At 35.6% G+C, this 20,367-nt stretch carries 16 protein-coding genes and 1 riboswitch; all 16 genes read left to right on the top strand.

Annotation, left to right across the window (positions count from 1 at the left end):
* The first annotated feature begins 458 nt into the window (after positions 1 to 458).
* The 16 genes from MWJ95_RS17165 to MWJ95_RS17090 all read left to right on the top strand — a co-directional run bounded on the left by MWJ95_RS17165 (position 459) and on the right by MWJ95_RS17090 (position 20,354).
* Entirely contained in the window at positions 459 to 815 is a 357-nt protein-coding gene (locus tag MWJ95_RS17165; RefSeq protein WP_249075049.1) for an arsenate reductase family protein, read from the top strand.
* Positions 816 to 954: 139 nt separating this feature from the next.
* Positions 955 to 1,335 carry a glycine cleavage system protein GcvH gene (gcvH, locus tag MWJ95_RS17160; RefSeq protein ID WP_100544522.1) on the top strand — a complete coding sequence of 127 codons (381 nt, stop codon included), beginning with the start codon at positions 955 to 957 and terminating at the stop codon, positions 1,333 to 1,335.
* Between the two features lie 184 nt (positions 1,336 to 1,519).
* On the top strand, positions 1,520 to 1,861 hold the full coding sequence (locus tag MWJ95_RS17155; protein ID WP_249075050.1) for a toprim domain-containing protein: 342 nt from the start codon (positions 1,520 to 1,522) through the stop codon (positions 1,859 to 1,861).
* A gap of 16 nt (positions 1,862 to 1,877) precedes the next feature.
* Positions 1,878 to 2,180, top strand: coding sequence for a thioredoxin family protein (locus MWJ95_RS17150; RefSeq protein ID WP_249075051.1), 303 nt, complete (start codon positions 1,878 to 1,880; stop codon positions 2,178 to 2,180).
* Positions 2,181 to 2,244: 64 nt separating this feature from the next.
* Positions 2,245 to 2,349, top strand: a riboswitch (SAM riboswitch).
* A 135-nt stretch (positions 2,350 to 2,484) separates the two neighbouring features.
* On the top strand, positions 2,485 to 3,513 hold the full coding sequence (locus MWJ95_RS17145; RefSeq protein WP_249075052.1) for a methionine ABC transporter ATP-binding protein: 1,029 nt from the start codon (positions 2,485 to 2,487) through the stop codon (positions 3,511 to 3,513).
* On the top strand, positions 3,503 to 4,171 hold the full coding sequence (locus MWJ95_RS17140; protein ID WP_249075053.1) for a methionine ABC transporter permease: 669 nt from the start codon (positions 3,503 to 3,505) through the stop codon (positions 4,169 to 4,171). Before MWJ95_RS17145 ends, MWJ95_RS17140 begins: the two co-directional genes overlap by 11 nt.
* Before the next feature lie 63 nt (positions 4,172 to 4,234).
* Complete coding sequence (locus MWJ95_RS17135; protein WP_249075054.1) at positions 4,235 to 5,092, top strand: MetQ/NlpA family ABC transporter substrate-binding protein; 858 nt, start codon at positions 4,235 to 4,237, stop codon at positions 5,090 to 5,092.
* A 413-nt stretch (positions 5,093 to 5,505) separates the two neighbouring features.
* Complete coding sequence (locus tag MWJ95_RS17130; protein WP_249075055.1) at positions 5,506 to 6,390, top strand: response regulator; 885 nt, start codon at positions 5,506 to 5,508, stop codon at positions 6,388 to 6,390.
* On the top strand, positions 6,387 to 7,433 hold the full coding sequence (locus MWJ95_RS17125) for a HEAT repeat domain-containing protein (protein WP_249075056.1): 1,047 nt from the start codon (positions 6,387 to 6,389) through the stop codon (positions 7,431 to 7,433). Before MWJ95_RS17130 ends, MWJ95_RS17125 begins: the two co-directional genes overlap by 4 nt.
* Positions 7,430 to 8,854 carry a glycosyltransferase family 2 protein gene (locus MWJ95_RS17120; protein WP_249075057.1) on the top strand — a complete coding sequence of 475 codons (1,425 nt, stop codon included), beginning with the start codon at positions 7,430 to 7,432 and terminating at the stop codon, positions 8,852 to 8,854. The genes MWJ95_RS17125 and MWJ95_RS17120 overlap by 4 nt, the downstream gene beginning before the upstream one ends.
* Positions 8,851 to 12,030: a hypothetical protein gene (locus MWJ95_RS17115; protein ID WP_249106800.1), complete on the top strand. Its 3,180-nt coding sequence runs from the start codon at positions 8,851 to 8,853 to the stop codon at positions 12,028 to 12,030. Before MWJ95_RS17120 ends, MWJ95_RS17115 begins: the two co-directional genes overlap by 4 nt.
* A 178-nt stretch (positions 12,031 to 12,208) precedes the next feature.
* On the top strand, positions 12,209 to 13,369 hold the full coding sequence (locus MWJ95_RS17110; RefSeq protein WP_249106799.1) for a dicarboxylate/amino acid:cation symporter: 1,161 nt from the start codon (positions 12,209 to 12,211) through the stop codon (positions 13,367 to 13,369).
* Positions 13,370 to 13,962: 593 nt separating this feature from the next.
* Positions 13,963 to 15,288: a nucleotide sugar dehydrogenase gene (locus MWJ95_RS17105; RefSeq protein WP_249075060.1), complete on the top strand. Its 1,326-nt coding sequence runs from the start codon at positions 13,963 to 13,965 to the stop codon at positions 15,286 to 15,288.
* 10 nt (positions 15,289 to 15,298) lie between these two features.
* Entirely contained in the window at positions 15,299 to 16,735 is a 1,437-nt protein-coding gene (locus MWJ95_RS17100) for a polysaccharide deacetylase family protein (protein WP_249075061.1), read from the top strand.
* Positions 16,736 to 16,740: 5 nt separating this feature from the next.
* Positions 16,741 to 18,606, top strand: coding sequence for a glycosyltransferase family 2 protein (locus tag MWJ95_RS17095; RefSeq protein WP_249075062.1), 1,866 nt, complete (start codon positions 16,741 to 16,743; stop codon positions 18,604 to 18,606).
* Positions 18,603 to 20,354 carry a polysaccharide deacetylase family protein gene (locus MWJ95_RS17090; protein WP_249106798.1) on the top strand — a complete coding sequence of 584 codons (1,752 nt, stop codon included), beginning with the start codon at positions 18,603 to 18,605 and terminating at the stop codon, positions 20,352 to 20,354. The genes MWJ95_RS17095 and MWJ95_RS17090 overlap by 4 nt, the downstream gene beginning before the upstream one ends.
* Positions 20,355 to 20,367: the final 13 nt, after the last annotated feature.

Genomic DNA, 20,367 nt, shown 5'->3' with positions numbered 1-20,367 from the left:
TTTGCTTTCGCGCGGATAAACACATGACATATGTTTCAAAGATGTCATCCAACTTTTGAGTTTGGAGCCACTTTCACGTTTTATCGACTAACTTTTGAATTTTATCGACTAACTTTTACGATTTATCGCCCAACTTTTGAATTTTATCGACTAACTTTCACGTTTTATCACCCAACTTCTGAATTTTATCGACATCTACCTGCCAAAGAGCAAAAAGGATTTATACAGTAATACATGTTTATTAGCTTGAAATCGGACCGCTCCAAAACGCCAACCGCTGATAAATGCCGAGCATCGCTGATAACATCATAAGTCGTGCCAGCATGGAACTCCAATCACCCCCACGCTTAGCACGAAGAGTTTCATTTTGGTTCATAACGATTAAGATGGTATACTACAGGAAATGGGGGAGACACTGAAAATGTAGTGTCCCAAAATGATAGTAGAGGAGCCTATAAATGACGATTCAACTTATTCAATATCCGAAATGTACTACATGTAAAAAAGCTCAAAAATGGCTGAATGACAATGGAGTTTCATATGAAGAGGTACATATTGTCGAGCAAACGCCTTCAAAGGACGAATTAACAAGCTTATGGCAAGCAAGTGAACTACCTTTAAAGAAATTTTTTAATACTTCTGGTATGAAGTATCGCGAGCTTGGCTTGAAGGATAAGCTTGCTGAAATGACTGAAGAGCAGCAGCTGGAACTGCTTGCTTCAGATGGTATGTTGATTAAACGTCCAATTGTAACCGATGGAAAAAAAGTTACTTTAGGGTTTAAAGAATCAGATTTTGAGCAAACTTGGAAATAACTGCTTTTACCTTCTATCAGCAAGGGCAAATTCGATTCCGGACGCAATTATACTGAGGCATAATTGATTCTTGTTTTTATGGTAGAAGTATGGCAAACTGAAAGTGAATATATTACATATTTATGGAGGGGTTTTTTGCATGAGCACACCTAAAGACTTACGATACTCTGAAGAGCATGAATGGGTAAAAGTAGAAGATGGTAAAGTACGTATCGGTATTTCTCACTTCGCACAAGCTGAACTAGGAGATATCGTTTTCGTTGAACTTCCACAAGTTGGCGACGAAATCAAAACTGATGATCCATTCGGTAGCGTAGAATCTGTAAAAACAGTTTCTGAATTATACGCACCAATCTCAGGTACAGTAGTTGAAGTAAATGCAGATTTAGAAGATAGCCCAGAATTCGTTAATGAATCACCATATGAAAAAGCATGGATGATCGTTGTAGAGCCTGCTGATGCATCAGAAGTTGAAAAGCTTATGACAGCTGAGCAATACGAAGAAATGATTGCAGAATAAGACAAGCCTGAAACAGAAAAACGTCGGAAACTACCGGCGTTTTTTATTATCTTCATTCATCCTACACAATAATTGGTGAGGAAATGCAAGTATATTCCCTTATCAATAGGTGTCTAACTGTATCAACGACAAAGTTTATTGATATAATGAGTTATAAGGGATATGTCTAAATGGGGGTGGCGTGATGTTCGAGGGGAAATGCGTAATTGTCGAAGGTCGTTCGGATAAGCTTCAAATTGAACCTATTTTAAATGAAGATGTAAAAATACTTTGCACGAATGGTACAATTGGTGTGCATCAATTAGAAGAACTCCTCGATCCATATGAGGGTTGTGAGCTTTATACATTTTTTGATGCAGATACATCGGGTGATAAGTTACGAGCATTAATGGACAGACATTATCCAGAGGCTGAACATTTACGTACGATGCCAACGTATAAGGAAGTTGAGACAACTCCGAGGAAAGTGTTAGCGGCAATATTGCTTCGTGCACATTTCTCAATCCATAATGAATATATTTTATAAGGTTGCGTGAAAAAAGATGGAAGAATGGTCAAAAGAGCAGTGGGACGGGGTTATCCAGTCCGGTGAAAAGGCTGCCTTTTATTTATATACGCCAATGTGTGGAACGTGTGCAGTTGCATCGAAAATGATGACGGTTGTTGAGCAATTGCTGCCGCAGCTACAGGTCGGTAAAGCGAATATTAATTTTATAGAGCAAATAGCTTATGATCATAAAATTGAAAGTGTACCATGTTTACTCATATGTGAGGGCGGAAAAGTGACAGAAAAGGTTTATGCTTTTCAATCTGTACCATATTTATACGAATTGTTAAAAAACTAATTGACTGAATATTACTTGCGTGGTAAAGTAACAAATATATTAAAAAAACAATAAATATATCGAACTCTTATAAAGAGCGGCGGAGGGAAGTGCCCTATGAAGCCCGGCAACCATCACAAAGTGAAAAGGTGCCAAATCACACAAAGATTTTATCTTTGAAAGATGAGAGAACGGTTCAACGTATTAGTTACGTGACCCCTTCTACTTGTCTATAAGTGAAGGGGTTTTTTATTTCAAACATCCGCTGAAATATTGAACGCAATTATGCCGAGGCATATTTGATAAGAGAAAAGGAGAATTCGCTATGATCAATCTTCAAAATATTACGAAAAATTACAAAACCGCGAATGGCGAATTAACAGCAGTCAAAGATGTCAGCCTTACGATCAATCAAGGTGAAATTTTTGGCATCATCGGCTATAGTGGCGCTGGTAAGAGTACAATGATTCGCTTATTAAACGGTTTAGAAAAGCCTACATCTGGTACGGTGACGGTTAACAATCAAGAATTTTCATCCATAAAGGGGAAGAAGCTCCGGGATGCTAGACAAAAGGTCAGTATGATTTTCCAACATTTCAATTTACTTTGGTCTAGAACGGTTGCAGAAAACATCGCATTCCCGTTAGAAATCGCAGGCGTTCCAAAGGCAAAACGTGAGGCACGTGTGAAAGAATTGATTACACTCGTTGGCTTAGAAGGGCGCGAGAATGCCTATCCATCACAACTATCAGGGGGACAAAAGCAACGTGTAGGTATTGCTCGTGCGCTTGCTAATAATCCAGAGGTATTGCTTTGTGATGAGGCAACATCCGCACTCGATCCGGAGACAACCGATGCTATTCTTGATCTACTTGTCGATATTAACGAACGATTAGGTTTAACGATTGTGTTAATCACACATGAAATGCACGTTATTCGTAAAATTTGTCATCGTGTAGCGGTTATGGAAGCTGGAGAAATTGTAGAGCGTGGTGAGGTCTTACAGGTATTCCAAGCTCCACAAGCTGCTATTACGAAAAAATTCGTTTCACAAATTACAGATACAAAGGAAACACAGGAAACGGTGGCACAAATTAAAGCTAATTACCCTAGTGGACAACTTGTTAAGCTAATCTTTGTAGGAGAAAAAACAGAGCAGCCAGTCATTTCACATCTTGTGAAACAATTTGATGTAGAAGTAAGTATTGTGCATGGGAATATTTCACAAACCAAAAATGGCGCGTACGGTACACTTATTGTGCAAATAGATGGCTCAGAGGCGAATGTTGCTGCTGCACTTAGTTACTTAAATACAGACGAAGTACAAACGGAGGTGATTGCAAATGCTAACTAGTGTCTTTCCAAATGTCGACTGGGACAAAATGTGGCAAGCTACGTATGAAACTTTGTATATGACAACAATCGCTACGGTGATCACATTTATACTTGGATTAGTAATTGGAATCTTATTATTTTTATCAAGTCCGAATCAACTATGGGCCAATAAATTGGTGAACTTTTTAACAGGATCAATCGTTAACATTTTCCGCTCGATTCCATTTATTGTACTGATTATCTTATTAATTCCATTTACCAAATTTTTACTCGGTACAATTCGTGGTGCAAATGCAGCGTTACCAGCCCTAATTATTGGAGCTGCACCATTCTATGCGAGAATGGTATTAATTTCTTTACGCGAGATTGATAAGGGTGTTATTGAGGCGGCTCGTTCAATGGGTGCAAAAACGTCGACAATTATTTGGAAAGTATTAATTCCAGAATCTTTACCCGCGCTTATTTCAGGTATTACTGTAACGGCTGTGGCACTTGTTGGCTATACTGCGATGGCAGGTATTATTGGTGCAGGCGGTCTAGGAAACTTAGCATTCTTAGATGGGTTCCAACGTAATCGCGAGGATGTAACATTAATGGCGACTATATTAATCTTAATAGTAGTGTTTGTTATTCAATGGATTGGCGACTTCATTACAGTCAAAACAGATAAACGCTAAATCTGAGGTTATCTCGGTTTTATACCGTTAACATATTTTATATAAAAAAGGGAGAGTCATAAAATGAAGAAGTTATTAACAGGATTATTTTTATCAGTATTAGTACTAGCTTTAGCTGCTTGTGGTGCTGGTAAAAAAGAAGATACAAACTCAAACGCATCATCTGGTGATAAATCAGACAGTAAAGAAAATGTAACATTAACAATAGGTGCTTCTAATACACCACATGCAGTTATTCTGGAAAAAGCAAAGCCAATTTTAGCAAAAGAAGGTATCGATCTTAAAATTGAAACGTATCAAGACTATGTAACACCAAACCAACATTTAGAATCTGGCGAACTTGATGCAAACTACTTCCAACACGTACCATACTTAGAGCTTAGCATAAAAGAGAATGGTTATGACTTTGTCAATGCTGGTGCTATTCACATTGAACCAATCGGAATTTACTCTAAAAAATATAAATCTCTTGAGGAGCTACCAAAAGGTGCAACAATTTTACTTTCTAGCTCAGTTGCAGATCACGGTCGTATGCTTTCATTGTTAGAAGCTAAGGGCTTAATTAAATTAAAAGATGGTGTTAATAAAACAGCAGCAGAAATTAAAGATATCGTAGACAACCCTAAAAACTTCAAATTCGATGCAAATACCGCGCCTGAAATGCTTGTACAAATGTATGAAAATAATGAAGGTGATGCAGTTCTTATCAATTCAAATTACGCAATCGACAACGGACTAAATCCACTGAAAGATGCAATTTCTCTTGAAGATAAAGAATCTCCTTATGTAAATATTATCGCTGTACGTGCAGGAGATGAAACAAAAAAAGAAATTAAAAAATTAGTAGAAGTATTAAAATCTAAAGAAATCCAAGACTTCATCATTGAAGAATGGAAAGGCTCAGTTGTACCAGTTAAATAATACATCCGCTAAAAGACGTTAAAAGTTATCTAAAAGGGTATGTAAGTGAACAGCTTACATACCCTTTTAAATTTGCAAGTATAAATGCCCCATCGATCTGGGGCTTTCGGTGCAAGCGGATGTTAATTCTCTGCGGTGTCTGTCGATAAAATGACCAGACAGTTTTAAAATGGTTTGAAAGGGTATATAAGCATAACTTATCTGAAAAATATAATTTTTTTAATTAAAGTGGTCTTCTTGTGTTTTATAGCAAAAATATAATATATTTTAAAAGTGATTGTTTTACCAAAAATTTTGTATAGAAATTGATTAGGCATTTTTATTACTATAGTTGTTGGGTTAATAGATCAAAAAAATGCTATAAAATATAAAAGAAGATCAAATATTTCTTATACCAACTGGAGTGAACACCCATGAATAAATTATTCATTGCAGAAGACATCATGCAGGAGCATGAGGTGAAGGGTTATTTTGAAATATTGCGAGAAAGTGTTATTCGCTCACGTTTCACAATGACTGCAGTCTTTTTTAAATTAGCTAATTCCTCACAAGGAACTGATATAGAACGTCATCAAGTGAATCATCAAATTTCTGCTTTTCTAAAATCAAAAATACGAAAAACAGATTTACTTTTCCAATTAGCAGATGGCATGCATTGGGGAGTTTTTTTTCTACAAAGTAGTGAAGTGGAGGTAAAGGCATTTTTAACAAGGATTTTTGCCATTCTGAAGCAAGAAAGGGAATTTCAACAAATACCGTTAAAGGCCTCCATTACTGAAATAAGAAATAATAGTGTTAACTTTGAAGCTTTATTAGAAAAAAATAAGCAAAAACTAGCAGATGATGAACAACCGAGTTGGTCAATTGAACAGGTTACAGATTATAATGTGCAACCAACGGAGCTAGTAAAAGTCAGCATTATTGAACAAAATGCAATCTTTAGAAAAGTGCTAGAAACTACCATCAGTCATTTAGACATTCCACATTTTACTTTAGAAGTGGCTAGCTATGAAGATGGCTATAGTTTTTTAAAGTCCGATAGCTATAAATCTGGCCATATGCATTTAGTTATTATGAACGATATTTTACCACGTAAAAATGGATTAGAAATTTTGCACATTTTACGAGAAATGCCGAATGAGAAAAAGTTCATCATTTATATGATGTCAGAACGAAACTCAGAGGGAGCGTCACTTAATGCTTATGAAGGCGGCGTCGATGAATTTATCGTAAAACCGTTTAATTTGCGTGTGTTAGAAGCAAAAATCAGGAGAACGTTTGCGAGGTTTTGGCTATGATCGGGCTATCGGTTTCGTTTCTTTTAAAAGTCATCGTTGTTTTATTGGTGATTTTATTTTTATTTACAGTATATTTACTATTTCAGCGCCGACGGGAGATCCGTTTTGCAGAAACGCGTGATACATTTTTACAAAATTATTCACTGCCCTGGTACAACTATTTAATCAATGATGAAAATTTCTCTATTGTGCTTGTACCTCGCGGAAAAGCTCAAGTAGCAGCTGTAGAAATAATCTTTTCATCTTACTTAAAAAATATATTGGATGAAAAAGTTGAACAAAAAATAAAAGAGTTTTCAAATCTCTATTTAAAAGAGTTTTATGAAAAGGATTTATCAAGTAGACGATGGAGCATTAGGATGAATGCTCTATATCGAATTGCTGATTTCAAGATAGATGAATTATTAAATGCTTGTCAACAATTTGAGAAATCCAAAATTTCGGAGGAAGAAAATTTTCAGCTGTTAAAAATATACTCTCTCTTCCAACCAGAATTGTTTATCGAAAAAATTAAAGAATTGACTGTTCATTATTCAGAAAGCGAATATAGAAGATTATTTGTATTGTTAGAGGATGACATATTCATTCGCTTATTTGAAGACTTTGATAGCTGGACAAAAAATATTCAATTTGCTGCAATTGATACTGCAGCTGTAAAAAGAAATATGCAATATATTGATCAGTTAAAACAGCTATTAACGCATGAGGTTCCAGAAATACAAATTAGAGCGTTAAAGGGACTTTATGAAATTGGTGTCATTGATGAAATCGATCCTTATGTCCCATTTGTGACATCAGATATGTGGGAAGTAAGATTAATGGTTGCGAAAATCTTTAAACATGTGCCACTAAACTATTCCTATACTTATTTAGAACAGCTTCTTGAAGATGAAAATTGGTGGGTTCGTTCACAGGCAGCGAAAACAATTGCTGAAAATAAAGAAGGAATTGCAAAATTACAGCAATTTATGGAGTCCTCAAATGACCAATATGCAATTGAAATGGCACAGGAATCGGTAGTCAGAAAGCAGGGGAACAAATGAAAGTGTTTTTAGATTTTTGTATGTGGTTCTTTGGTGGAGCTATTCTGTTTTATATGTTATTTGTTATTGTTTCATATTGCACAATGTTTGTAATTGCTATGCTTGTTATGCGAAAACGCTATAAATTAGATCCGTCAGAGTATGATGACGCACATATAGATGCTTTCTACTCAAAACCAGTATCCTTATTAGTCCCTGCTTACAATGAAGAGGTTGGAGTTGTAGATACAGTCTATTCATTGTTAAATTTACGCTATCCGCAAACGGAAATTATCATTATTAACGATGGTTCTACTGACACTACACTGCAAACTGTCATTGAGCATTTCCGGATGAAGCCTGTTGATAAAATTGTTCGTACAAATATCCCTACAAAAGAAGTTAGACAAATCTATGAATCTGAAATTTATCAAAATTGTATTTTAGTAGATAAAGAAAATGGCGGTAAGGCGGATGCCTTAAATGTAGGTATTAATGTTTCTCAGTATCCTTATTTTTGTTCAATTGATGGGGATTCAATCTTAGATGAAAAATCATTACTTCGTGTGATGAAACCAATTATTTTATCTGATGGTGAAGTGATTGCGGCAGGGGGAAATATTCGAATTGCCAATGGAGCAAAAATGCAGCTTGGTTCCGTTACTGAATCACGCCTATCAAATAATTATTTAGTCATTATGCAAGTAATAGAATATGTAAGAGCCTTTTTAATGGGGCGAATCGCTTTAAGTAAATTCAATCTTGTGCTTATCATTTCGGGTGCATTTAGTGTCTTTTCGAAAGAATGGGCTGTGGAAGCAGGCGGTTATTCCACGAATATTATTGGAGAAGACATGGAGCTTGTCGTAAATATTCACCGTTTGATAAGAAAGAAGAAAGAAAAGAAACGTATTGAATTCGTTCCAGATCCTGTGTGTTGGACTGAAGCACCTCAAACATTGGGGGTCTTGCGAAATCAACGTAGACGTTGGCACCAAGGGTTATTTGAAAGCCTTTGGAAACACAAAACGATGACGTTTAACCCCAAATATGGCTTGATAGGTTTTATTGCATTTCCTTATTTTTGGCTAGTGGAATGTCTGGGGCCAATTGTTGAGCTAGCTGGTTATATTTATATAGTTGTAGCATTTTTCTTAGGGAAAATTTATTATGAGGTAGCTTTCATGCTGTTACTGCTTTTCGTTATTTATGGTGTTATTTTTTCAATTGCTTCTATATTATTCGAGGCATGGACCTTGAATAATTATCCGAAGAAAAGAGAGCTACTAAGAATGGTTCTTTTATCATTTACGGAAATCTTTTGGTATCGACCACTCACTCTTTTCTGGCGCTGTGAGGGATTAATTCGATTTGTGCTAGGAAAAAGCGATTGGGGCAATATGAAGCGTGCCGGCATCGCTGAAAAGGAGGAGAGTGTATGAAGCGAATATATATAGGGATTATAGTCGTTCTAATTCTATTTATCACACCTGTAGCATGGTGGTATTTAAGCGATGAAAAACCGTTGAACGTTGCCATTCTAGATAAAACAGTTCCGAATGAAACATATCGAGAGCATTTAGGTGTGAACTGGTTTTTAAACCATTATAAATATACGATCGATAATCGTCCGTATGATGTACAAAAGAATTACTACGGTACGATTCCAAATGATAAAACGAAAAAAGTATCAGAAAAAAAGTTTCCGACTGACTATAGTAATTATGATGTTATTTATTTGGCAGATACGTATGGTGTTTATAAGGATGATTTAAATGGAGGAAAGCGTCTAGGTAAACGCTCAGAAAAGATTGTCGGCGGCTTGGAAATGAACGAATGGCAGTCTATAGTAGCACGTTTAGCAAGCAACAAAAAAAGTATGCTAATCGCTGAATACAATACATTTGCATCACCAACTTCAGAGGCTGTTAGAAAAGAGCTACAAGATTATTTAGGGATTTCATGGTCAGGATGGATTGGGCGTTATTTTGATGAACTTGATTATCATAAAAATTCAGAAATTCCACAATGGGTTGTAGATGAACATGGTGATAATTGGCCATATAAAGGCGGTGGCTTTCTTCTATTTAATGAAATTACAGAAAAGCTGATTGTGCTAGAAATGGACAAGCATGTTAAAACAGAAGGCATTCAGGTGCAATTTACTGAAGAAGGGGAAAAGTTCTTTAATACCTCTGCTCGTTCGAAATATGACTATTGGTTTGATATTATCACGCCTAAATATGCGGAGGATGCGCTCGCTAATTATGAATGGGACCTAACAAAAGATGGGGAAAAACTATTAAAGGACAATGATATTCCACAGCAATTCGCTGCGATCGTTTCACAGGATAAACGCTACACGACAAGCTATTATTTTGCGGGAGATTTCAACGATATATCACGTGTTCCGAACCTTTACAAAATAAAGGGATTACCGACCATTTATAAATACGCTGAGAAGTATGCCGATAGCTCATTTTACTGGTCGATTTATATACCAGTTATGCATAAAATCTTTGAAACGTTTGAGCAAAAAGAGGTTAAAGAAACTGTTAATCATGAAAAATTAAATTATAATGCACGGATTAAAGGCGAATCATTTGAAGTTTTACGAGATGGAAAATGGGAGCCATTAGTCTTTAAGGGCGTTAATATCGGTATGGGGAAACCGGGAGCATTCCCTGGCGAGGCCGCTATTACGGAAGAAGAGTACTATCGATGGTTCCGTCAAATTGCTGAGATGAATGCCAATACGATTCGCGTTTACACCTTACATCCACCAGGTTTTTATCGGGCACTTGCTAAATACAATGAGGAAAACCCAGATAAACCGTTGTATGTATTGCATGGTGTGTGGATTAATGAGGAAGGCTTGGCGGAATCACTAGATGCTTACGATGATGCTACCTTAAAGGACTTTCAAGCTGAAATGAAGCGCATGGTAGACGTTATCCATGGTAATACTTATGTCAAGCCTGTAACAGGACATGCCTCAGGATTATATGATGTCGATGTGTCAAAATATATTATTGGCTGGGTGTTAGGCATCGAATGGTATCCACATATGGTTGTCGGTACAAATGAAAAACACGCTAATATAGGCGAATACAATGGGACGTATTTTGAAACGAAAAATGCTGCACCATTTGAGCATTGGTTAGCAGAGCAAATGGATCTAATTACTAAATATGAGAAGGACAAATATAACTGGCTCCGTCCAATGAGTTTCACAAACTGGGTAACAACCGACTTACTAGACCATCCATCTGAGCCTTCTCAGGATGAAGATTTAGTAGGCGTTAATCCAAATGTTATTTATACAAAGGGTGAGATGAAGACACCGGGACAATTTGCTTCCTATCATGTGTATCCATATTACCCTGACTTCTTTAACTTTGATCAAAAGTATTTAAATTATAAAGATTTCCGGGGCAATAAAAATAGTTATGCTGGATATTTAAAAGACTTACATGAAGCTCATCATATGCCTGTTCTTATTGCGGAATTTGGAATCCCAGCAGCCCGTGGTATGACACATGAAAATGTTTACGGCTGGAATCAGGGACATATGTCCGAACAGCAGCAGGGTGAAACACTTCAACATTTGTATGAAGATATTATGCATGAGGGCTTGCTAGGAGGTCTTGTCTTTACATGGCAAGACGAGTGGTTTAAGCGAACATGGAATACGATGGATTATGATGATCCAAATCGTCGACCATTTTGGTCCAATGCACAAACGAATGAGCAGCAATTTGGCGTACTAAGCTTTGATCGATTTAAAGTAAAGGTAGATGGCGATACAAAGGAATGGAAAGGTACACAAATGTACAATACCTCACCTTCTGACGCAACAGATTTTGCTGTCGACTATGATGAAAGATATTTGTATTTCAAATTAAAAAGTGATGTTTTAAAAACAGCTTCACCTCGTATTTTACTTGATGTAGTACCAAATCAAGGAAATACTTCGGCAACATCCATAAAAGATATGACGTTTTCAAATGGTGTAGATTTCATGGTGGAATTAAATAAAAATGGGGACTCTCGCGTTGTCATAGATGAATACTATGATTTCTATGATTATTTTTACGGTCATAATTTAAAGATGATTCCTCCTCGAATGGAAGCTGTCACAAAAAATAGTGGTAAATTTGCACCGATTAATTATGTATTAAATAAACAGCTATACTTACCAGAGCAAAAGATTACTACCGATTTTAGTTATTATGAAACAGGAAAGCTCCTTCAAGGGAATGCCAACCCAAAAACAAAAGATTATAATTCATTAGTAGACTATACGTGGACGGATGATAATGTGATTGAGCTACGGATTCCTTGGCTACTGATTCAAGCAAAAGATCCAAGCCAGCGTGAGTTTATGGGCGATTTATATAAAGATGGAGAGACCGCTTCTACGAAAGCCGATAATATTTATCTTGGTGCTGTCTTTGTAGACAAGGATGGTAAGGTAGTGAAATCTTTACCAGAGACAAAAGATCATGTCTTGCCAGCACTCTCGGCTTATTCTTGGGACAAATGGCAAGCGCCTAAGTATGAAGAGCGTTTAAAACAATCATATTATATTTTACAAAAATTATTTAAAGAGTATTAATGGAAGCTTAGGATAGACGAATTTGTCTATTCTAAGTTTTTTTATTACTTGATAGAAAATAAAGAAGAGTTTTGCAATTCCGACTATTAATAGAACTGTATATTCTCTCGATTGTTTATGGTAAATTACTAATAATACATTCGAGAAAGACACTTGTTTTTTTAAGGAGGACAATATCGTGAAGTTTAAATTTGGTTTATTGGCAAAAATTATTGTCGCAATTTTGCTAGCGGTAATACTTGGAAGCTTTATGCCAGAGCCATTTGTACGTATATTTGCAACATTTAATGGCTTATTCGGTAATTTTTTAAATTTTGTTGTACCACTTATTATTATTGCATTTATTGCTCCGGGCATTGCCCAGCTTGGGAAAGGCTCCGGGAAATTATTAGGCTTGGCAACATTCTTTGCCTACTTCTCCACAATCATTGCAGGAATATTCGCTTTTTTGGTAGCACGAAATGTGTTGCCCAATTTCATATCAAATGGTGCTATGGAAAGCATGAAAAACCCAGAGGAATTTTTAGCACAGGCATTCTTTAAAGTTGAAATGCCTCCATTAATGGGTGTTATGTCAGCATTAATTTTTGCATTTATCGTAGGGATTGGTATGACAGCCATTCAAAGCGATGTTATGAAACGCGGTTTTGAAGAATTTAATGTAATTATTGAAAAGTTAATTTCATTTGTGATTATTCCACTTTTACCATTTCATATTTTCGGGATTTTCTTGAATATGACATATGGAGGACAAGTAGCAAAAATATTATCTGTCTTCGCAATTGTCTTCGCACTTATAATTGTGATGCACTGGGTAATTTTGCTAGTTCAATACACTACTGCGGGAACTTTAAATAAGAAAAATCCACTTATGTTACTTCGAACTATGCTACCTGCGTATTTTACAGCATTAGGCACACAATCTTCAGCTGCAGCTATTCCAGTTACATTGCGACAATCGCAAAAAACGGGTGCTTCAGAAAAAGTAACGAATTTTACAATCCCTCTGTTTGCAACTATTCATTTATCAGGTAGTACGATTACAATCGTAACTTGTTCTTTAGGTGTTATGTTGATGAACGGTATGGATATAAGTTTTGCACAATATATCGGCTTTATATTTATGCTAGGTATTACGATGGTTGCTGCACCAGGTGTCCCAGGAGGAGGAGTTATGGCAGCATTAGGTTTACTGCAAACAATGCTCGGCTTCGATGAAACAATGGTTGCACTAATGATCGCACTCTACTTAGCACAAGATAGCTTTGGTACAGCTACAAATGTAACAGGTGATGGTGCATTAGCCATGATTGTCGATCGTTTCAATAAGAAAGGTTAATGAATAAAAGCAGAGTCGTGGATAGGGCAGTCAAAATCGTGGATAGAAGCGTCAAAATGACGGATAGAACTGCCAGAGCGACGGATAGGATTATCAAAACGACGGATAAAATCGTCAGTGACGGATAGAAATATCAAAGTGACGGAAAGAACTGCCCGAACGACGGAAAGTATGACTCAAGGCGGAAAGAACTGCCAATCCGACTGATATAACCACCTTAATACAAAAAAATCGCCTGCTACGGCGATTTTTTTGTTTAGGAGATAGTTAATTTTATTTGCTGAAATTTAATAAAAAATAACATTTATCTAGTTGTTTATCGAAAATGTATAGTTCTAAAGAAGTGGATTGTGTATTTTTTATAACTTATTTGTGTCGAGATGGTTATTTTTTCTCTTTATTATGGAATTGTTTAGAAAAAGTTTAGTTTTATTTAGTATGATATACATATTGAGGAAGTTTATGTTTTCGAATCTTAGGATTTGATGACTAAGAATGGGTGTGATATGAGGGGATTTTATGTACAAAGGTATGAATTGTTAAAGCTTTGAATTACGTTTTCACAATAACTTAGACAAAGGAGTAATTTGTTTATGGGAATAAAGATTGAGACAAAGGGATTAGCTTTATCAGAAAAAATCAAAACAAGAAGTGCCACAATTGGGGTTGTTGGACTAGGATATGTGGGGCTCCCTCTAGCCTTAGAAATCGTCAATAAAGGCTTTGGAGTAATTGGTTTCGATAAAGATAATAAAAAAATTACCAAATTAAAAAGTGGTGATAGTTATATTGCTGATATGTCTAACGCAATCATCGAGAAAGCGGTTAAAGAAGAGAAATTTGAGCCGACAAATGATTTTTCTAAACTCGTAAATGTAGATATCATTATTATTTGTGTACCGACGCCTACAAATGCAGATGGAACACCTAATATCTCGTATATTGTAGATGCAGCTAATGCAATTGAACAAAATATGTCCCCTAATACTTTAATTATTCTTGAAAGTACAACTTACCCTGGAACAACAGAAGAAGTAGTTCAACCGATCTTAGAAAGAGGTAACTTCATTATTGGACAGGATATATTTTTAGCTTATTCTCCTGAACGTGTGGATCCTGGAAATATAAATTTTTCAGTTTCGAATACGCCTAAAGTAGTTGGTGGTATTTCAGCAGCTTGTTTAGAAGTAACCAAGCTTTTTTATGAAACAGTGATCAATACAAATGTGTTTGCTGTAACAGGTCCAAAGATTGCTGAAATGGAAAAGTTATTAGAAAATACGTTTCGACAAATTAATATTGCCCTTGTCAATGAATTAAGTCAGGTTTGCCATAAAATGAATATCGATGTGTGGGAAGTGATTGAAGCGGCTTCGACAAAGCCTTACGGTTTTATGCCATTTACACCTGGCCCTGGGGTAGGTGGTCATTGTATACCAGTAGACCCTAAATATTTATTGTGGGCAAGCCAGCAGCATGGTGTTTCAGCGACATTAATTGAGACGGCAGATAAAATTAATGATTCTATGCCAAGCTTTGTAATTGAAAGATTAGAAAATTATTTAAATGCACATGGAAAAGAGATAGATGATGCAGAAATTGTAGTTATTGGAGTTTCTTATAAGCCGAATATTAATGATTTTCGGGAATCACCAGCATTACATGTTATTGACAAATTAATGGAAAAACGGTGTGGTCTAAAAGTTGTTGATCCATTTATAGAAACATTTACAGTTGGTAATAACATGTTTAACACAGTTTTACTTACAAAAGAGTTAATTCAAAAAGCGGATGCTGTAGTCATTTTAACGAATCATGCAGCTATTGATTATGCATTGATTGATCAACATGCTGCTTTAATTTTTGATACACGAAATACCCATTATTTGTTTAAAAATGAAAAATACCACAAATTATAGGGGGGATTCTGTGATCACGGGGCGGTTAAAATTATGTAGTCTATTAGTCATTTTATTTCTAGCTGGATGTCAATCGTCCGCTCAAACTAATCAGGTTCAACCGGTCGATTCAACAATTGAAATAAAGGAACCGGATGGAACGATGAGTGAAATTTATAGTCACGCGAGCATTCTTAGTCCAAAGGTAGCTTTAACCTTTAATGGACTTGCAGACAATGAAATAATGCAAAAATTATTAAAGGCTTTGGATCAAGCTAACATGAAGGCAACATTTTTTGTAGAAGGTACACGAGTTGCACAAGATCCTGAGTTAGTGAAGGCTATTTTAGCAAAAGGTCATGAAGTAGAAAATGGAACATTGACGTTTCCCGAAATGACTGATTTGAGTTATGAAGAAACATATAAAGAAATTTATTTAGCGAATGAGGTTTTTAAAGATAAATTAGGTTATACACCTAAATACGTTCGCAGTCGTTCCGGTGATTCAACGGACAATATGCGATTAGCAACTAAAACCTTAAATATGAAGGGAGTTGTAGGATCTTCCATTAATCCAAAAGATCGAAATATGCAAAGTGCTGAAGAAATAATGGATTATATTCATCGATTTATCAATAGTGGATCTATCATTCATTTAAATACGTACATTAACCCTGCAATTATTGATGTTATTCCATTATTGTCTCAATTTGGCGAAGAAAAAGGGTACGTTTTCTCTACATTAACGGACGTTTTAGATAAACAATATTTAGTAAAATCCTTAGAGGAAATTGAAGGCTATGATGCTATTAAAGTAAATCCGGATTATGAAAATGTAAAACCGAATTTGTACTATCGTAAAAATACTTCCAAAAAAGAAATTGCTTTAACCTTTGATGATTGGGCGAGTGAGGAGAGACTTAAAGAAATTTTAGATGTTCTTGATAAGTATCATGTTCAATCTACGTTCTTTTTAATTGGCAAAGGTGTGGAAAAGGATCCGCAATTAGCAAAATTAATTGTTGAGAGAGGCCATGAGGTTGCAAGTCACTCCTATAATCATCTTGATGTAACGACAATGACACCTGAAGAGCTCCAAGAGGATGTTGTAATGGCACATCAGGCCCTAACATATGCCTTGCAAGAAGAGCCTTTGTTGTATTTCAGGCCTAATAAAGGTGCTATTAATGAAGAATCAGCGAAAATTATTGCCGCAACAGGTGTCCAATCGATTGCGATGTACGATATAGCATCATTCGATTGGAATTTAGAATATACATCTCGAGATATTTATAATCGTGTGATGACTAGAATTGCTCCAGGAAAAGTGATTGTTATGCACATTTTAGACGGTACAAAAACAGTTGAAGCATTGCCATTAATCATTGAAAAGCTGCAAAAAGATGGGTATAGTTTTGCGAAAATGTCGACTTGGATTGAAGAAGATTCAAATAAGAAAGTGAATTGATAATCATGAATAAGAAAAAAGAGATTTTAACGATACCACGCGCTGATCGACGGATTTTATCGAATATTCCTGACCCAGAAAATGTACGAAGTCTCGTTGACCGACGGGGTGCTTCGTATCAAAAGGAAGAAATCGATCCTACAGATGTCAATGAAATATATCGTTTACAGCTGTTAAGTTTACGCTATGAAACTAATTTTGAAGTACAAATTAAAAGAGCAAAGCACAAGGTTAGTAACAAACATTATGCGGAGGATATTTCGGTTACAGGTATCCTTATATTTTCAAATAATCCTGATAATTTTGTAATAGACGAAATTATTACGATGAAATTTACTATACCTGGTGGTGCGATGCCTGAGGGCTATGAATCTAAGGTAAAGGTAAAAGCGAAAGTTGTTCGTCATTTTACGAAAGAAGTAGATGGTGAAACTAGATGCTATTATGCATGTGAATTTTTACAGCCTCTAAATGACTATATGACTAAAAAACGATGGGGACTATCAATCTTTATGGCAAGTATATTTTTATTAGTAGTTTCTCTAATCGTTATGTTAATGAGGGCTGAAAGTGTTATTTACTTCAGATTCAATAAATTCCTATATCTATATAGTATTATTGCTGCAACATTTCTTTTAAGTCGATATATATTTGGCATTTTCTATAGGAATGTACCTATAAATCCTAAATTTGAACCGGGCGTTTCTATTATTATTCCGGTGTTTAACGAAGAAGAATGGATTCATAGAACAATTTTAAGCTGTATTAATCAGTATTATCCTGTAGACAAATTAGAAGTTATTGTTGTAGATGATTATTCAACAGATAGAACTGAGGAAAAAGCTAATGAAATGATTGAACTTATTCATAGCGAGGGTGAGCGATTTAAAACAAAGAATCGCTTAAGTTTCCATAAGCTACCTCAAAATGGTGGGAAGCGTGAGGCTTTAGTGGCAGGGGTGCATCTTGCTAAACATGATTTAGTTGTTTTCGTAGATTCTGATAGTTTTTTAGAACCTCATGCCATTCGAAATTTAGTACAGCCTTTCCAAGATCCTAAAATGGGTGGTGTGGCTGGAAGAACAGAAGTTGAAAATAAATTTACAAATGCTCTGACAAAATTGCAAACCGTTCGCTATTATATAGCCTTTCGGATCATGAAAGCTGCTGAGTCTTGGTTTGATACAGTCACTTGCTTATCTGGTCCATTAGCATGTTATCGAAAAGAGCTTATTTTAAAGAACGAGACAGCATGGTTAAACCAAAAATTCCTTGGACAACCCGCAACATTTGGGGATGACCGTAGTATGACAAACTATATTTTGAAAACACATCGAACGGGATATCAGGACAATGCTGTATGTTCTACAATTGTTCCATCAGATACAAAAGTCTTTTTATCTCAACAAATGAGATGGAAACGATCATGGCTACGCGAATCGTTACGAGCATTTTTATTTATGTGGAAGAAGGAACCTTTTATGTTTCTTTTCTTCATCATCGGTTTAATCGTACCAATAGCAGCCCCTATTGTTGTTGTTTACAATTTACTTTATGTGCCAATTATGCATGGCGTTTTTCCAACTACGTTTTTAGTGGGCTTGTTATTGATGGCAATGCTAATGAGCTTAGCCCATCTTTTCTTTAGAAAAAGTAAATTGTGGACGTTTGGCTTTATCTTTGTACTTTTCTATGAATTTATTTTGCTGTGGCAAATGCCTGTTGCATGGGTTACATTTTGGAAATCAACTTGGGGAACGAGAGAAACACCTCAAGATGTCATCGCCAAAGAAAAGAAATTAGAAAAACAAAAATTACGAAAATCTCGATTTTCGATTCTAAAAATTAGCAAAATGGGTGAGAAGGAATGAGTGAAAAAAAAGTTGTATTAAATCCGGCTAAAAAGAATCGAAGGAAAATAATACGATCAATTGTTCAAACGATCATCGTTGTATTTTTAGCTGTTATTTTAATACGTGTTGTATTTTTAACTGATAAAAGGGTAGAGGAAACGGTTCCTTTAGTGAATAAAGATGGTTTCATCGCATTATCATATTTTGGTGTGAGCAGGGGTGAATCTCCTAAATATGTATCTAAAGAGAATTTGAGAAAACAACTTGCACTGCTTGAAAGTCAAGGCTATACAACTGTTACTCAGCAGGATATCTTAGATTTTTATCAGAAAAACAAACCATTGCCAGAAAAGGCGTTGTATTTATCATTTGAAGATGGACGTACAGATTCTAGTATATTCGCTCAAAACATCATGGAGGATCTAAATTATAAAGCTACCATGTTTACGTACGCCAATAAAATGGATACACGGGATAACAAATTTTTAAAGCCGAAAGACTTATTGCTCATGGAGAAAAGTGGCTATTGGGAGTTGGGCTCTAATGGGTACCGTCTGACATATATTAATATGTATAACGATAAAGGACAGTCGTTAGGTGTAATAGATGAAAATAAAGTGCCAAATAAAACGACTATCGAATATTATAATCATTATTTAATGGACTTTATTCGCAATCAATATATGATTCCAAGTGAAACGCGACAAGAAATGGAGAAGCGTATTCAAAAAGATTACAAGCTAATGCATGATATTTATAAGGAGGAATTAGGAGAAGTTCCTAAGGCCTATGCTATCATGCATGCCAACTCACTTTATAATAATATGGATTCGTTAGTTGAGAGTGCGAATAATAAAGAAATTAAGGATAGATTTAAAATGCATTTCAATTTGGAGCTAGGGGCATATAATGATGCGGATGCTGATCTCTACAATTTAAGTAGATTACAAGTATCCCCCTATTGGTCTACGAATCATGTGATGATGAAAATCCGCCAAGCTAGTAAGCAAAATGTAGAGTTTGAAGTCGGAGATCCTCAACGGGCAAAAGAATGGTCAGTATTGAGCGGTGCAGCAGAGTTTGAAAATAATGCGATTACGCTAACATCAGCACCTTCTAGTGAAGGTCGGGTAATATTGAAGGAAACACTTCCAGAGAAATATAATATAAACTTTGCCTTTAAAGGGAATGTCATAGGACAACAATCTATTTATTTAAACTATGATGAAAAATATAATAGCTATATTCGGGTGGCATTAATAGATAATGAGATTGTTGTTTCTGAAAAATCACCAGAATCGAGCGTTGTTGAGAAGGAACGATTTCCGTTAAATGAAATAAAGTGGAATAAAGAAGAGTATGCATTCAATAAGGCTACTGTATACGATTATCTGGATACGCAAAAAGGTTCTAGAATTGACGAGGAAGAGTATCCACGAAACTTAACAAAAACGAGAGTATTTAACATTTATGTAGAAAATGGTAAAATAAAGATAGATGTAGATAAGGTATTATCCAAGACAATTCAAGTAAATCCTGACATACAAGGATCTAAAATTGGATTTGGTGCGTTGTTCAGCAAAAAAGAAACGTCGCATGAACAGTATGCAGATGATATTTATGATACATTCATCGAGGATATTTTGATTACAGATGTTAACGATCATACGCTTTTTACTAACCAATATACGAATTTCGATAAAGTAAAGCACAAAACAATAACGTTATTTAATAATGTTGTTGATTTCTTTATTGAAACCTTCTAAAACGGGGGGAACT

Source organism: Lysinibacillus sp. Bpr_S20, assembly GCF_023337835.1.
Classification (GTDB): Bacteria; Bacillota; Bacilli; order Bacillales_A; family Planococcaceae; genus Lysinibacillus.
The sequence above is the reverse complement of the archived record's forward strand: the minus strand, read 5'-3'. Positions and strand labels throughout refer to the sequence as shown.